Annotated in this window: 14 protein-coding genes; 2 read left to right on the plus strand and 12 right to left on the minus strand. The window is 50.0% G+C overall.

Translation table 11 applies throughout. The annotated features are described in order from the left end of the window. The first annotated feature begins 391 nt into the window (after window positions 1–391). Window positions 392–853 carry an OsmC family protein gene (locus ACFMKP_RS11045; protein WP_382291774.1) on the plus strand — a complete coding sequence of 154 codons (462 nt, stop codon included), beginning with the start codon at window positions 392–394 and terminating at the stop codon, window positions 851–853. On the opposite strand, the gene ACFMKP_RS11050 is transcribed toward ACFMKP_RS11045, so the two are convergent. The 5 genes from ACFMKP_RS11050 to ACFMKP_RS11070 all read right to left on the minus strand — a co-directional run bounded on the left by ACFMKP_RS11050 (window position 850) and on the right by ACFMKP_RS11070 (window position 5,814). Then, window positions 850–2,250 carry a hypothetical protein gene (locus ACFMKP_RS11050; RefSeq protein WP_382291776.1) on the minus strand — a complete coding sequence of 467 codons (1,401 nt, stop codon included), beginning with the start codon at window positions 2,248–2,250 and terminating at the stop codon, window positions 850–852. The two genes, ACFMKP_RS11045 and ACFMKP_RS11050, sit on opposite strands and share 4 nt — an antisense overlap. Next, window positions 2,243–3,055 carry a sensor histidine kinase gene (locus tag ACFMKP_RS11055; protein WP_382291778.1) on the minus strand — a complete coding sequence of 271 codons (813 nt, stop codon included), beginning with the start codon at window positions 3,053–3,055 and terminating at the stop codon, window positions 2,243–2,245. Before ACFMKP_RS11055 ends, ACFMKP_RS11050 begins: the two co-directional genes overlap by 8 nt. Next, window positions 3,052–3,744, minus strand: coding sequence for a response regulator transcription factor (locus ACFMKP_RS11060; protein WP_382291780.1), 693 nt, complete (start codon window positions 3,742–3,744; stop codon window positions 3,052–3,054). Before ACFMKP_RS11060 ends, ACFMKP_RS11055 begins: the two co-directional genes overlap by 4 nt. A 489-nt stretch (window positions 3,745–4,233) precedes the next feature. Then, window positions 4,234–5,085, minus strand: coding sequence for an aldo/keto reductase (locus ACFMKP_RS11065; protein WP_382291782.1), 852 nt, complete (start codon window positions 5,083–5,085; stop codon window positions 4,234–4,236). A gap of 96 nt (window positions 5,086–5,181) precedes the next feature. Next, window positions 5,182–5,814 (minus strand): HAD-IA family hydrolase, encoded by a 633-nt coding sequence (locus ACFMKP_RS11070; RefSeq protein ID WP_382291784.1) that lies wholly within the window; start codon window positions 5,812–5,814, stop codon window positions 5,182–5,184. Window positions 5,815–5,989: 175 nt separating this feature from the next. Between ACFMKP_RS11070 and ACFMKP_RS11075 the strand changes: the two genes are divergently transcribed. After that, entirely contained in the window at window positions 5,990–6,439 is a 450-nt protein-coding gene (locus tag ACFMKP_RS11075; RefSeq protein ID WP_382291786.1) for a hypothetical protein, read from the plus strand. Between the two features lie 220 nt (window positions 6,440–6,659). Here ACFMKP_RS11075 and ACFMKP_RS11080 read toward each other — a convergent pair whose 3' ends face one another. The 7 genes from ACFMKP_RS11080 to hrcA all read right to left on the minus strand — a co-directional run bounded on the left by ACFMKP_RS11080 (window position 6,660) and on the right by hrcA (window position 15,584). Beyond that, entirely contained in the window at window positions 6,660–8,801 is a 2,142-nt protein-coding gene (locus ACFMKP_RS11080; RefSeq protein WP_382291788.1) for an ATP-binding protein, read from the minus strand. Beyond that, window positions 8,798–9,673, minus strand: a complete 876-nt coding sequence (ehuB, locus tag ACFMKP_RS11085; RefSeq protein WP_382291789.1) for an ectoine/hydroxyectoine ABC transporter substrate-binding protein EhuB — start codon at window positions 9,671–9,673, stop codon at window positions 8,798–8,800. The genes ACFMKP_RS11080 and ehuB overlap by 4 nt, the downstream gene beginning before the upstream one ends. 244 nt (window positions 9,674–9,917) lie before the next feature. Then, the gene (locus tag ACFMKP_RS11090; RefSeq protein WP_054532383.1) at window positions 9,918–10,328 is read right to left on the minus strand and encodes a zinc-ribbon domain containing protein; all 411 of its coding nucleotides are present in this window, start codon (window positions 10,326–10,328) and stop codon (window positions 9,918–9,920) included. 283 nt (window positions 10,329–10,611) lie between these two features. Continuing rightward, on the minus strand, window positions 10,612–11,748 hold the full coding sequence (gene dnaJ, locus ACFMKP_RS11095; RefSeq protein ID WP_382291792.1) for a molecular chaperone DnaJ: 1,137 nt from the start codon (window positions 11,746–11,748) through the stop codon (window positions 10,612–10,614). 245 nt (window positions 11,749–11,993) lie between these two features. Next, a complete protein-coding gene (gene dnaK / locus ACFMKP_RS11100; RefSeq protein ID WP_382291794.1) occupies window positions 11,994–13,850 on the minus strand; it encodes a molecular chaperone DnaK in 1,857 nt (618 codons plus the stop codon). A 95-nt stretch (window positions 13,851–13,945) separates the two neighbouring features. Then, complete coding sequence (gene grpE, locus ACFMKP_RS11105) at window positions 13,946–14,461, minus strand: nucleotide exchange factor GrpE (RefSeq protein ID WP_204756347.1); 516 nt, start codon at window positions 14,459–14,461, stop codon at window positions 13,946–13,948. Window positions 14,462–14,519: 58 nt separating this feature from the next. Beyond that, on the minus strand, window positions 14,520–15,584 hold the full coding sequence (hrcA, locus tag ACFMKP_RS11110) for a heat-inducible transcriptional repressor HrcA (RefSeq protein ID WP_204756348.1): 1,065 nt from the start codon (window positions 15,582–15,584) through the stop codon (window positions 14,520–14,522). Between the last annotated feature and the right edge of the window lie 77 nt (window positions 15,585–15,661).

A 15,661-nucleotide genomic window follows, 5' to 3' on the forward strand; every position in this document is an offset into this window, starting at 1 on the left:
AAGGATGAAGGATGAGGGATGAATTATGAAGTTTAACGCAGAGGCGCAGAGAAGTTGTGGCTCTAGGCTATGTGTATTGGTACATGAGGTTAACCACCGCCTGATCCCCTCACCCCAACCCCTCGCCCGTCCGACGGGCGAGGGGCTTTAACGCCGTGGTTCTTGCGCAATACGTCAGTAAAAACCAGTGCTCCCCTCGCCCGCGTTCAGTGGGAGAGGGGCTGGGGTGAGGGCATGGATGTCATTGCCAATCCAATGAACCATTACATAGAGCCTATAGCCTCACTTCGCGTCCTTCGCGATCTTCGCGGTTTCAGAATCGCCCATCCTAGAGCCTAGAGCCTAGAGCCTCACTTCGTGTCCTTCGTGGATCATATTCAGGAGCAAAACAATGGCAGGCTACACAGTTAACATCGAATGGGAGCGCAAGGCGGCTTCATTTAGCGACGGCAAGGATAGCCGCGCTCATCGTTGGATTTTTGATGGCGGCCAGGTTGTGCCAGGCTCTTCGTCGCCGCATGTCGTGCCGCTGCCCTACTCCGACGAACAGGCGGTGGATCCTGAGGAAGCCTTTGTGGCCGCCTTATCAAGCTGTCATATGCTCTGGTTTTTATCAATCGTGGCCGAAGCAGGCTTTGTCGTCGATCACTATGCCGATCAGGCGCTGGGCAAAATGGGCAAAAATAGCGCTGGCAAAATCGTCATGAGCAAAGTAACCTTGCGCCCAAGCATAACCTGGGTCGAGCCAGCACCCAGTGCCGAGCAAATCGAGTACTTCCATCATCAAGCTCACGATAAATGCTTTCTGGCCAACTCAGTCTATACCGAAATTAGCATCGAACCACAAGCCTAACGCAACAGTTGATCAAATTCCTGAGCGGCTTCATGCATTTTGCCTTGTGGCTCGCTCAGGCTCCATTCGCGCCATTGCTGGCCAAACGGCTGATCAACAAACCAACACAAGGCCTGCACCTGCGGATTGGCGCTCACTTCGCGCAGCGCATTGCTCAGCCACCCATTGGGATAATTCTCCAGCGGCGTTTGGCCTTGCTCAGGGTGAAACGTGTTGGTAGCCGTGATATACACCGGACGATTGGCCATACTCGGGTAACGATTGATAATCGCCAACCAATCGCGATAAACCCGAAATCCGCGCTGGGCCTTGCCCGATTGCGCCAGATAGAGATCGCGTAATGGCTCTTGGGCAGGGTCGGCGCGCTGTTCGGGCCAGCCAAACGTACTGACCGCAAAGCCATCAGGCGCAACATTAATTTGCTGCGCATGCTTCAAACGAATCGTTTGATCAAGCAACAGCAACAAACTATTAAAATAATTGAGCCATGGTTGATTTAGCGGATCAGCCCAAGCGCCATCTGCATCGTTGCTCCAAGGCCGTACTGCCCCGACCAACAATTTGAGCTGCGGATTCAAGCCGCGCATAGTTTCAATCACATTATCGTGGCGCTCGACGGCAACACCATAACCAACCAGCATCCGCGCAACCCAAGCAGGAGTTAATGGTTCTTGGGTCAGGGTATTTTCGCCAACACTATTGTAGCCATTGCCAATGCTATAGCCATAAACCGCCTGCAAGCGTTGATCATGGGCTAGGCGCTGGCAAAAACGCAAAAAAATCGCCAAGGCAGTTTCATCATTATTCGGCGGCAAACTTTGGCCTTGATCGTAGGCAACCCGAATAATCACCCGCAAGCCAGCTTTATGCGCTGCCGCCACCCGCGAGGCTAGGGCATCGATGCTCCATTGGCTCTCATCGGCACGCAACGCATAGGCCAATTCAATCGTCCAAGCTGCGCGGCCATGCCAATCGCGCTCAGGATTGGCGAAGACAGCGCCCAACAAGGTGCTTTGGCGTGGCATCGGCGTTGGCACAGGCTGGCCCAGCATCAAACTGCCACGCTCTTGGCAACCACGATCACAATCGTGATAAAAACGAATATCAGCTTGGGTCAAATTGCCTGTTGTGTTCCAGCGCCATGTCCATGGGTCGCTGCCAGTGGCAAATTGCTGATCGCGGCTCAACGTCGTGCCATCAAGCGTCAAGGCCACATAGACCCAAGGCTGGTTATCACGCACATAGACCCATTGCTGATTTTCGGCATCGCGCTCGAACCAAATTTGGGGCCAGCCAGCCTGTTGGTTGGTCTGAAGCACCAAATTACCGTCAATTGGCAAGAGCCAGTAGATGATTGAACCAAGAACGAGTAGGCTAAGCCAACGCCATTTAGTCATAGGGCAAAATCCACCATACATTCGTGCCAGTCGGCGGGCTGGTGCTACTTTCAAGCTGCAAGCTGCTATGATGGCGGGCCAAAATCTGTTTGACCAAGCTCAAGCCCAAGCCGCTGCCTTGATTATCCAGCACGCCACGATACAATGGCTCAGTTACATGCGGCAAATCAGCGGTGGCGATGCCTGGCCCACTATCTTCAACACTACAACGCAACCCTTGCTCGCTCGCAGCAACTCGCACCAGCACCCGATCGCCAGCCCGACAATAGCGCAAACAATTGATCAGCAAATTTAACCAAACTTGTTTTAAGCGATCAGGATGAGCTAAAACACGCTTATGCGTTGGGTCGGCCTCAAATTGTAATTCAATTTGGGCTTCATCAGCCATCACCCAAATACTGGCAAGCGCTTCTTCGGCCAGCAGCGCCACATTAACTGGCACTAGCGGTAATTCTTCGCTCAATTCTAAACGATGCAATTCCAACAGATCGCGCACCAGGCGCGCCATACGTTGGGCTTCGCGTTCCAACGTCAGCAACGAATGGTCGCGCACCGTTTGCTCGCTTTGTTGGTTGCGCACAATTGCGGTATGGGCTAAAAGCGCGGTCAACGGTGTGCGCAATTCATGCGAAAGCGTGCCGATAAAGGCCCGATGTTGGGCAATTTGCTGGCGCAAGATTGGGTCAGCAGTGTGTTGAATAATCGGGCGCTTGCCGCGCTGACCCAGCCACCAGCCAAGACTAGCGACCAACCATAGCAACAGCAAGCTACCAAAAAGCATGGCTTTGAGCGGCAGCACAATCATGGTTCACACTTCAAGCGATAGCCAAACCCACGCACCGTCTGAATTGGGTCGGCACTAGGATCAAGTTGGTTGATTTTAGCACGTAAGCGTTGCACACATACATCAACAATTCGCGAATCGCCCAAAAAATTGGTGCCCCAAACGGTTTGCAACAAGGCCAAACGACCCCAAACATGGCTCGGCTGACGCATTAATTGCAATAAAACGCCACTTTCTTTGGGAGTTAATTCAAGCAATTGTTCATCCCACCATGCGCGCTGCAATTCGCAATCAAAGCGTAATTTGCCGCATTCCAATGCGCCAAGCGTTTCGCGTTGATGTTGAGCCAAGCGCAAAATTGCTCGTACTCGCGCCAATAATTCAACGGGCGCAAACGGCTTGGTCAGATAATCATCAGCGCCAACCGTCAGGCCTTCAACCCGATCATGCAATTCATCACGGGCCGAAAGCATCAAAATTGGCACATATTGACTGCTCTGACGAATTTGGCGACAGAGTTCAAAGCCATCACCATCGGGCAACATTAAATCGAGAATCACCAAGCTTGGGGGATTAAATGCCTGCAATTGGGCCCGCGCCTGAGCCACACTTGCAGCCTGAGCAATCTCATAACCTGCTTGCTCCAACAGGGTGCTCACCCCACTTAAAATTGCTGGATCATCATCGACAATCAGGATGCGACCACTCATAGCCCAAAACCTCCAAACTGTTGCATAGGGCTATTTTAGCCATAAAAGCGCACTCTCAGCAGCGCATCAGCGCTTTATCAGCCAATTGTTACCTAATTGTTACACAAGGGTGCTAGGCAGCTGCGTAGGAAGTTGCTACAATAATTAGTGAGGGGTGCGAACTAGTGTGTGGAAGTGATATGTGGTGGTTGATCGGGTAGCATTGCTACCCTTTTTTAATTTAATCCACGAAGGATACGAACCTGAGAAACCGCGAAGAGCGCGAAGGTCGCGAAATTTTCTCATTCCCTCGTCCGTACATTGCATCCTTCATTCCTCATCCTTCATATTTTTGAAGCTCTGCGCCTCTGCATTAAATGCGTACTCTATTTTGCTTTTTGACTTTTGATTTCTGCCTTTTCACTTTTAAAAAGGGATCAGGCTTGATGGAATACATCCTCCAAAGCCTAATCCCTTTTGCTTTTTGATTTCTGACTTTTGACCTTTAACTTATGCTTGCAACTCGCGCAAGGTTTGGAAGTCTTCGTCACTCAAAGCAATCTTTTCAGCGCCCAGATTTTCTTCGAGGTGCTTGATTTTCGAGGTACCAGGAATTGGCAAAATCACTGGTGAGCGTTTGAGCAACCAAGCCAAGGCAATTTGGCCAACCGTGGCTTCGTATTTCTTGGCAATCTGATCAAGTGTGCCGCCAGGCACGGTTAGTTTGCCAGCAGCCAACGGGAACCACGGAATAAAGGCAATTTGTTGGGCTTCGCAAGCATCGACCATACTTTCCCATTCGTGGTCGCCAATGCTATAGCGATTTTGCACTGAAACGATTGGTACAACTTTTTGAGCTTGGGCCAGTTGTTCATTGTTAACTTCGCTCAAGCCAATATGTCGAATCTTGCCTTCGTTGCGCAAATCGCTCAACGCGCCCAACGATTCTTCCAAAGGCACTTCGGCATCGATGCGGTGCAATTGATAAAGGTCGATGCGCTCAAGTTTTAATTGGCGCAAGCTTTTTTCGAGCGAGATGCGCAAGTGTTCAGGCCGCCCATTCGAGTACCAAATGTTTGGGCCGCCACGCAGCAAGCCGCCCTTGGTCGCAATCACCATATCTGATGAATATGGATGCAAGGCTTCGCCGATCAAGCGTTCGCTCACATCGGGGCCATATGAATCAGCGGTATCGATAAAATTCACCCCAAGTTCGGCAGCGCGGCGCAAGACAGCCTTCGCTTGTTCGCGGTCGTTTGGCTCGCCCCAAATTCCATCGCCAGTGATGCGCATCGCACCATAGCCCAACCGCCGAATTTCGAGATCGCCACCAAGCTTAAATGTTAGAGAACCGAGGCTCATCGAGCTTCCTCCACAACACAATCAATACCGTTCAGTACGGAACTTCATCTATTGTACCCCCAAAAACCCTAAAATTCAGGCTTATCGCTGGGGAATTTAATCGATCAAGCGGGTGGCAATATCGGGAACTTGAAAAAAGACCTCGCGGGGCGCATACGGTGCAAAATCTTGGATGCGGCTCATGCCCCAACCAACCGCGCCAAAAGCCAATTGGGCTTGCTTAGCGGCTTCTGCATCGCGAATTTCGTCGCCAACACACAGAATTTTTTCGCGCTCGAGGTTTGCTTTGCGCACAATTCGTTCAAAGCGCGCTCGTTTGCGCAAAATCGGCACACTACATTCATAAAACTCAATTACATTGGCTAAGGCATCGCCCAGCACATGGCGCACATTCTCCTCGCTATTGCTACTGACCACGCCCAAACGCACATCGGCGGCACTCAACTGAGCCAAAATTATTTCCATACCCTCAAACAGCTGAATCTGCCGAATATTCTGAGCCGCTAGTTGGCGAACATGCCGAGCAATGAGTGGCACTTTCCACCAAGCAACCTGCATATAGTTCATCACCTCGCGCGGGCTGCGGCCCCGCAATTCGCTAAATTCCTTCGGCGTAAGTTGACGAAATTTATATTTTTCGGCCACCCCGTTGATCGCCTTGACCAACCAAGGAATCGAATCGGCCAACGTGCCATCAAAATCAAACAGAATCAATTCGTATTTTTTCATCACATCACACCACTAAAATTGCTCATTGCTAAGCATACCTTGTGCTGGGCTAGTTGCCAATTCGGATAAGGTTCAATCTGGATGGAAGCCTTAGAAGCATCATCCGAAAAGCTGAAATTATACTTCAGTACTTGGTATAATAGCCAGTATCATGATTCAGAAGAGGCGTATATTTATGTCAAATAAACTATCAGTAAATACGGTAAATCGTCAACTAAAGGCAGCATTAAGTCGTTTATTAAGAAAAGATCTTTGTTTACTAAAGCAAGGACTTCATGAACGGACAATCGTTCACAAATTTGCTACCTATCTACAAATTAAATTTCCTGATTGGGATGTGGATGTTGAATATAACAGAAATATTAATGATATTAAAGAGATTGTTATAGATTTAGAAGAAAAGAGAATTATTCCTGATATTATCATCCATCATCGGCAAACACATGAAAATTTACTTGCAATTGAAGTTAAAGCGTTACAAAGGCCTAACCGCAAATCTATAGCTAAAGATAAGATAAAGCTTCAACGCTATAAAGATCAATTAGGCTATGATTATGCCTGTTTTATCTTATTCATCGTAAAAGATTCAACTAATCCTGAGCCTTATACCATTGAATGGATCTAAGCATCCAAGATTTTGGGCACAGTTTGGGCCAAAGTTGCCAATGAAACCAGAATGTTTAACGGAGAGGCGCAGAGTGTTTTTTGCACGCGAAGCACCCAAAGTTTGGGAATTGGAACCCTAACAACAATCCAACAAACAAACGTTAGGGGGTGTAGGGGGCTGAAAACCCCCGGCGTTTCCCTCCGGCGGAGGGACGGAAGGGTGGCGAACGATGCAAGATCTAAGCATCCAAGATATTGCGAACTGTTTGCGCTAAAGTTGCCAATGAAAACGGCTTGCTAAGCAACAACGGTTGCTGCGCAAATTGCTGTTGTTGGGCCAAACTATGTTCAGAATAGCCTGAAATAAACAAAATTTTGAGGCTTGGGTCACGCTCGCTCACCAGCTGGCCTAGCTCAAAACCACCCATTTGCGGCATAACCAGATCACTGATCAACAGCTTAATTGTGCCTGTAGCGTGAGCCTGCAAGACTTCCAAGGCAGCTGAGCCGTGAGCTGCTTCTAGCACCCGATAGCCCAAGCCTTGCAGCATGCGCACCAAAACCGCCCGCACCTGTGGCTCGTCCTCGCTGACCAAGATGGTTTCGTTGCCTCGAGGCAGGTTTTGGCTAGCATTTGGCGACTCAATGGCGGGCATTTGCTCCGAACGCGGCAAATAGATTTTGATTGTTGTGCCACGATCAACTTCACTATACAAACTAATATGGCCACCATGTTGTTTGATAATTCCATAACTGGTTGCCAAGCCCAAGCCAGTGCCTTCGTGATCGCTTTTGGTGGTAAAAAATGGCTCAAATGCGCGGCTTTGCACTGCTTGCGTCATTCCAACCCCGCTATCACTTACTGCAAACACCACATACTGGCCAATCGGCACATCAACATGGCTACGCGCATAGGCTGCATCAACCACCAGATTATGGGTTTCAACCAACAAATGCCCACCATTGGGCATCGCATCGCGCGCATTGACCACAAGATTTAAAAGCACTTGCTCAATTTGGCCTGCATCAGCCACAACGACATCAATAGCAGGGTCAAGCACAGTTTTCCAGTGAATTGATTCAGGCAAGACGCGCTTAATTAATTTTTCCATGGCAATAATTAAATCGTTAAGATTAATGATTTTTGGTTGGAGCTGTTGCTTGCGGGCAAAGGTTAATAATTGACTTGTGAGTAATGCAGCGCGATTCGTTGCATGTTGAATTTCAGTTAATTCTTCGAGCACTGGCAAACCATGCTGAAAACTATCAATCGCCAGCGTGGTATAGCCACTAATTGCTGTTAGCAAATTATTAAAATCATGAGCTACACCACCAGCCAAGCGCCCAATACTTTCCATCTTTTGAGCCTGAATTAATTGCATTTGCAATTGATTGCGATCAGTTCGATCTTCTGTATGCACCATAATTAAATCTGGCTCAATAAAAACATAGCTTACATATAAATCTCTGAATTGCTCGCTAAATTTAAATTGATAGCGTAACTCTTGATGAATTGTACTTTTTGTCTGACAACAACGCTGAAAATGATCGATGATTTCCGGATCATGTTGATAGACAATTTTGGCTGATTGGTTGACAAATTTGGTAATTGTGCCTTGCGTGATGGCAATAGCTGCATCGTTGTAGCTTTCGAGAATAAAATCATTATCAACCCAACGCCATGTATAGGTTGGAATCGGAATCCCAGCATATTGGGCGCGAAATTGGTTTTCGCTAGCGCTCAATTGGGCAACTGCCAAACGCTGTAAACTTGCCAAGCGATAGACTACGCCAGCAATCATAATCAAAAAGATCGACCAACCCACTAAGACCAACGAATAGCGTTCCGATTGGCGTTTAATCGCTATTTCCAAATCAAGATACAGCCGATTTTCCAACTGCTCTGCTTCTAACTCAAGTTGCGAGAAGGCGATACGCCGATCGATCGTGGTTTGAGCGTGATTTTGGGGGCGATTGAGATGCTGCAATAACAAGCCGCGAAAATTGGCTAAATCTTGGTGATATTGGCTGAGCGCTTGGGCCATGGGTGGGGCTGGCGGCAGCAATTGCTCAAATACGGCAACCGGATTTTGGCCTTGCTGCCAATCATCAACCGCCAAAATTGCCCAATCAAGGTAGGCGATTGCATCTTGGGCCAACAAGGTTTGGTTGCCATTTAGCACTTGCTCGGCAATCAAATAGCCGCGTTGCATATTCAAGCGGGCTTGAGTCAGGCCATTGAATGCAGTAATTTGGGTTTGAATCATTGCGCGCATTTGGGCATAATTGGCCTGCAACAAGCCAATTGAAACCAAGGCCACGCTCAATAAGGCGATTAATGGGCGTAATTCTTTGCGCCGCAGCCAAGCCAAAGCCTTCATGAGCCATGCTCGCACGCCTGGAGAATACTGGCAGTTGAACGATTGGGCAATTGTTCGCGCGCAAAACCAAACGGCGCAATCAAGCCATAATGTTCGTCGCTGCCAATAAATCCAAGCAACTGCTGATCGATTGCGCTGCGTAAATGGGTATCAGCAGGGCGCATCGCAAACGCCCCATAGCCAATACTCAGATTACCATCGATGATTGGCGGCACAAATGGCTGAGCACGTTCAACCTGATTTGGCGCTTGCTGAACTAAGAGATCGACGCTAATGTCGGTTAAGGCTAAGCCATCGGCCCGCCCGGCGAGCACTGCCGCCAAGCCAGTTTGCACATCGGGCACAAATAATAATTGCTGAGCATCAATCCCAAGGATTTGGGCGATTGTTGCTTCCTCAGCGCCGCGCATCACCGCCAACCACCGATCAGGTCGCCGAAAATCGCTAAAACTCTGAATACGCAGGGGATTGCCAAACTGAACCAAGATCGCGGGACTCAGGGCAAAAGTTGGTTGACTAAAAGCCAACAGCTGGGCACGTTCGCAGGTAATAAACATGCCGCTAGCAATCAGATCAAACTTGCCAGCCTGCAAGCCAGGAATTAAATCGGCCCACTCGGTCTGAACCCATTCAAGCTGAGGGATGCCTAAGCGCTGCATAACCCATGTCATTACCACCGCCGCCTCGCCGTGCATCTCGCCGCTGGCACTACGATAAGCAAACGGAGCTTCGGGAGCATAGCCAATCCGGATCATGCCAGTGCGTTGGGCACGTTCTAAGGTTGTTTCCACCGGAGTTGTCAGCCACCAGATTAAAGCAGTGGTAACAATAATCAGCGTTAAACCAGCAAAGCTCCACCATGCTCGACGCATGCCAAAACCTCCAGCGCAAGAGGTTGCAGCAAGCTCACCAATTGCGAACTGCGATCAGCGAGTCAAGCGCAAAGTGCCTGATACTATTGGGCTATAGTATAACGCAGCTAGTTGAGGATAGCACTAGTACTACGCCGTTATCCGTACTAAAGAACTAGTGCACAGAGCTGAGGCCAGCAAAAAGCCCGGACTCGTGTGAGTCCAGGCTTTGCTTATAAGAGTGAGGATTGATTCCCCAGGGTTCTTACCAGCGGTTCGAGCGTGATGATGATTGTTGGCTTTGGAAGCAATCGCGGCAGTAAACTGGCTTGTCGCCACGTGGTACGAATGGCACTTGTGCAGGGCCGCCACATGATGAACAGGTGGTGGTGTGCATTTCGCGTTGACCGCGATCTGAGCTGAAGCCACCACGATCTGAGCTGTAACCACCACGGTCTGAGCCATAGCTGCTGCGGCTGTAGCCACCACCGCCGCCACGGCTTGAGCTTTCGTAGCCACCGCCACCGCGATTTTGTTTGCGGGCTTGGCGGCAGTTTGAACAGCGAGTTGGCTCGTTGTCAAAGCCCTTTTGAGCGTAAAATTCTTGTTCGCCAGCGGTAAATACGAACTCGTTGCCACAATCGCGGCAGTTCAACGTCTTGTCGGTAAAGCTCATTAGCTTGTTTCTCCAACTATGGTAAGGGATTCCAATTGTTTCAGGTTGGAGTCACGAAGCTCAGGGAAGAGATTGCATATCCACTCAGTCCGAGGTAATGTGAGGAACCAAACCATGTCAACGCAATCATTGTACCAAAACTATCTACAATTTACAAGAGGCAAAATGTGCTTTTTTGCCACGAGTTTAATCATGCGGGGTAGCTAGGGGTGAAAAAGTGGTTAAACTATGGTGGCAAAGGGTAGGTAGCTAGTTAGCCCACCCTACCCTTTACCCAACATGCTTAGCTGCCGAAGATTTTGCTCCAGAAGCCACGCTCTTTTTGCTCGAAATGATCCATGCCCATGGTCTCGCCAAGTTTCTGGAACAGTTCGCGCTGGTCTTCGTTGAGTTTGGTTGGCACGCGCACTTTAACCACGACCATTTGATCACCACGGCGGCCTAAGTTGCGTCCCGATGAATCGATGTAGGGCACGCCTTTGCCGCGCAAGGTAAAGACTGTCCCATCTTGAGTGCCCGCTGGCACATTCAACGGCTCGTCGCCATCAACGGTTGGCACGTTTAATTGTGCACCCAAGGCTGCTTGCACAATGTTAATTGGCAGTTGCAACAGAATATTGTTCTCTTCACGCACAAAGAAATCGTGTGGCTGCACCCGTAAATTAACATAGAGATCGCCAGCAGAGCCACCACTTGGCCCGCTATCGCCAGCACCACCAATTCGAATCCGCATGCCATCATCAACCCCAGCTGGTACGGTCAATTTGCGCTTGACGGTTTCACGAACGCGGCCTTCGCCGCGACAGGTTTTACATGGAATCGGAATAATCACGCCGCGCCCAGAACATTGATCACAGGTGGTGACGGTGACCATATTCAGGAACGTGCGCACCCGCATCTCACCTGAGCCTTGGCATTTAGGACAGCGGGTTGGCTCGGTGCCAGGTTCAGCGCCGGTGCCGCCACAAGGCCCACACGATTCAAGCCGCCGGTAATCAAGCTCTTTTTCGGTGCCAAAAATTGCTTCTTCAAAGCTAATCACCAAATCGGCGCGTAAATCGGCTCCTTGGCGCGCGCCACCACGGTTGCCGCCGCGTGCACCTTGGCCAAAGAAGGCATCGAAGATGGTGCTAAATGGATCACCGCCAGCGCCACCAAAGCCCGAAAATGGGTCGAAGCCTTGGCCGCTACTGCCAGCGTGACCAAATTGATCGTACATGCGGCGCTTTTGATCGCTCGAAAGCACCTCGTAGGCTTCGGTTGCCTCTTTGAATTTGTTTTCGGCTTCTGCATTGCCGGGGTTGCGGTCGGGGTGATATTGCATGGCCAACTTGCGGTAGGCCTTTTTGATCTCGTCAGGTGAGGCACTTTTGCCCACACCTAGTACTTCGTAGTAGTCGCGTTTTGCCTCAGTTGCCATACATATCCCTTATGTAGAAGGATGAAGGATGAGGGATGAATTATGAACATCCCCAGCATCCACACCTTAGTTAATCTTGTAGAAGGATGAGGGATGAATTATGAACATCCCCAAACCTTTATACCTTAGGTTTGTAATGTAAGTTCTGCGCTTGATGTCTAAATTACATATTCAATAATAAAGAATGAAATAACCTTTCTAAATTCATAATTCGTCTATTTCATCCTTCATAATTCATAATTCCGTTAGAGTTCTACTTCGTCGGCGTTGCCTTGTTCTTGGCTGGAGGTTTCTGGCTCGATGCCAAAATCGGGTGCTGGCTTGAGCCGTTGCATTGCCACGCTCAATTCAGCAGTGCGATTGTTGATCGCTTCCATATCGTCGCCATCAAGCACCGCGCGCAGGGCCGCAATCCGATCTTCGACGGTGTTTCGAGCTGAGTAATCCACATTCTCATCTGCTTCGCGCAACATGCGATCGGCGGCGTAGATTACGCCATCGGCTTTGTTGCGAGTTGCAATTTGATCGCGACGAAGGGCATCACTATCGGCGTGATCTTCAGCATCGCGAATCATCGAGGCAATTTCATCATCGTTTAGGCCCGATGATGGCGTGATGGTGATTTTTTGCTCTTTATTCGTCGCTTTATCGGTCGCGCTGACATTAACAATCCCATTGGCATCAATATCAAAAATAACTTCAATTTGCGGCACGCCACGCGGCGCGGCAGGAATGCCATCGAGGGTAAAGCGCGCCAACGATTTATTGTGACGGGCTTCAGCGCGTTCACCTTGCAACACATGAATTTCGACGCTATTTTGATTATCGCTCGCAGTTGAGAAAATTTGCGAGCGCTTGGTCGGAATCGTGGTGTTGCGATCAATCAGCGGAGTCATTACGCCGCCATAGGTTTCGATGCCCAAGGTTAATGGCGTTACGTCAAGCAACAGCACATCGGTTACATCGCCCGAAAGCACGCCCGCCTGAATTGCCGCGCCAATCGCCACCACTTCATCGGGATTCACGCCTTTGTGTGGGTCTTTGCCAAAGAATTTTTTGACGGCTGCTTGCACAGCTGGCATGCGGGTTTGACCACCAACCAAAATCACTTCATCAACTTCGCTGGCCTTCAAACCAGCATCTTGCAAAGCGAGCTTGATTGGTTTGAGCGTGCGTTCGACCAAATCGGCGGTCAATTGCTCAAGTTTGGCGCGGGTTAAAGTCGTGTTCAAGTGTTTGGGGCCGCTAGCATCGGCGCTGATAAATGGAAGCGAAATATCGGTTTGCAGCACGCTCGAAAGTTCTTGCTTGGCCTTTTCGGCAGCTTCTTTCAAGCGTTGCAAGGCCATGCGGTCGCTGCGCAAATCGATATTATTTTCGCGTTGAAACTCACTTGCCAGCCAGTCGATAATCTTTTGATCGAAATCATCGCCGCCGAGGTGGGTATCGCCGTTGGTTGCGCGAACCTCGAATACCCCATCGCCAAGCTCCAAAATTGAAACGTCGAAGGTGCCGCCACCAAGGTCATAGACGACAATTAATTCGTTGGTGTTGCGATCCAAGCCATAGGCCAAGGCGCTGGCGGTTGGCTCGTTGATGATGCGCAATACTTCGAGGCCAGCAATTTTGCCAGCATCTTTGGTCGCTTGACGCTGCGAATCATCAAAATAGGCCGGAACCGTAATCACAGCTTGGGTGACAGGCTCGCCCAAATAGGCTTCGGCATCGGCTTTGAGTTTTTGCAAAATCATGGCCGAAACTTCTTGGGGCGAATAATCGCGACCGCCCATCAAAACTCGCGCATCGCCATTGGGCGCGCTGGTCATGCGATAGGGAATCAAATCTTTATCACGTTGAACGCTAGGATGATCTAATTTACGGCCAATAAAGCGCTTGACTGAGTAAATTGTATTTTCGGGATTGGTGACCGATTGGCGCTTGGCCACTAAGCCAACCGTGCGTTCACCGTTTTTGCTCAAGGCGACAATTGAAGGCGTGGTGCGTGCGCCTTCAGCGTTGGGAATCACCACCGCCTCGCCACCTTCCATGACCGCAACCACTGAATTGGTTGTTCCAAGGTCAATACCGATCACTTTACCCATATTGCTATTGCTCCACAGACAGCGACAAAGCATCGTTAAGCGACAGCCACGAACGGCAGCGATGCCACTTATAACGATGCTTTGCCTAGGTGCTCCTACTTGCCGACTTTGACGACCGTTGGACGCAAGACCCGTTCGCCGAGCTTGTAGCCGCGGCGCAATTCGGCCACGACTTTGTTTGATTGGGCTTCGTCGCCTTCTTCAAACATAATTGCTTCGTGAACATTGGGGTCGAATTCTTCATCAACGGCGGGAATTGGTTGCAGGCCAGCGCCCTCAAGCACCGTTTCAAATTTACGTTGTACTTGTTTAACGCCGCCAATCCACTGATTGTTTTCAATTTCAGCGGGAATTTGGCCCATCGCCAAGAGCAGGTCGTCGAGCACTGGAAGCAATTTCAACATCAAACCAGCGCTAGCATTGCGAATCAACTCCTCGCGTTCGCTTTCGGTGCGGCGTTTGTAATTTTTGAAATCGGCAATTGCGCGCATCCAGTTGGTTTTATGTTCTTCAACTTCGCGTTCGAGCGTGGCGATCCGTTCGTTCAGGCTTTCTGCATCGCCTTCAGGATTGGTATCGTCAGTTGATTGTGCTTGCACTTCTTCCGTCATGAGAACTCCATACCTCCGTAAAGATCAAATTTGTATTATCACAGTCTAGTGTGAGGCACTATTCTGTTGGTTCTATTTTGCGTTCGCCGTATAAATCGCCCATCAGATCGCTCATAACCCCAGCGATATAACGCACGCTAGAGATTGAGCGTGGATAGGCCATGCGGCGCGGCCCTAAAACTCCGACGACTCCGGCAACATCGCCATTAACTCCGTAGCGCGAAAGAATCACGCTATAATCGCGCAACTCATCGCGGCTATGCTCGCCGCCGATAATCACTTGCACGCCATCGGAGGCCAAAGCTTGGGGAATGAGCGATTCGAGCATCGTGCCGCCTTCGAGAATCGAAAGCACCTCGCGTACCCGCGTCACCTGGCCAAACTCTGGTTGATGCAGCATTTCAAGCAAGCCATCGTGATGAATTAATTCGTTGACATGCTCCTCGAATTGTTGCATTGCCCGCGCCACGCTCTCGATCACCAGCATTTCAAAACTGCTGAGCGGTGGCTGGGCCACAGGCTGCGTCAACGCAAGCGCCGCAATCGCCTTGGCCGAAGCTTCATGACAAAGCTCGTTAATCCGGCCAGCGATTCTGCTAAGTTGCTCTTGGGTGGTGTTGGGGTCGGCGGGCAGCGTTTGTTGCTTAACCGAGCCTTCGTGCAACACCAACACCATCAACACCAAGGCATCGTTGATCGCAATCAATTCAATATGTTTAAAGCGACTTTCATAGGCGCGCGGTGGGGTAACCACGGCTGCGGTTTGGGCAGTTCGGGCCAAAACCGCTGCTGCCAAATGAATCCATTGGTTCAATTCCGAGCGGATTTGATAGAACTGATGTTGGATCATGCGCTGTTCTTGGGTGGAAAGCGCCGCCCGATCCATCAAATTTTCGACAAAGAAGCGATAGCCAGCATCGGTGGGCAAGCGCCCTGCAGACGTATGCAAATGGGTCAAAAGGCCAGCATCTTCTAAGGCCGCCATTTCGTTGCGGACAGTTGCTGAGCTAACCCCTAAACTCCGCGCAAGATCTTGCGAGGCGACTGGTGTTGCCGTATCGATATATTGTTGGATCACTGCCTTAAGCACCCGTCGTCGCCGCTCATTGAGTTCTAGATTCATCGCTCACCTCGCTTTAGCACTCTTGGCCGCCGAGTGCTAACTCGGTAAGTTATAAGATTGGCGTGCTCGCCGCACGC

This window comes from Herpetosiphon sp. NSE202, from assembly GCF_042688385.1.
Taxonomy (GTDB): domain Bacteria; phylum Chloroflexota; class Chloroflexia; order Chloroflexales; family Herpetosiphonaceae; genus Herpetosiphon.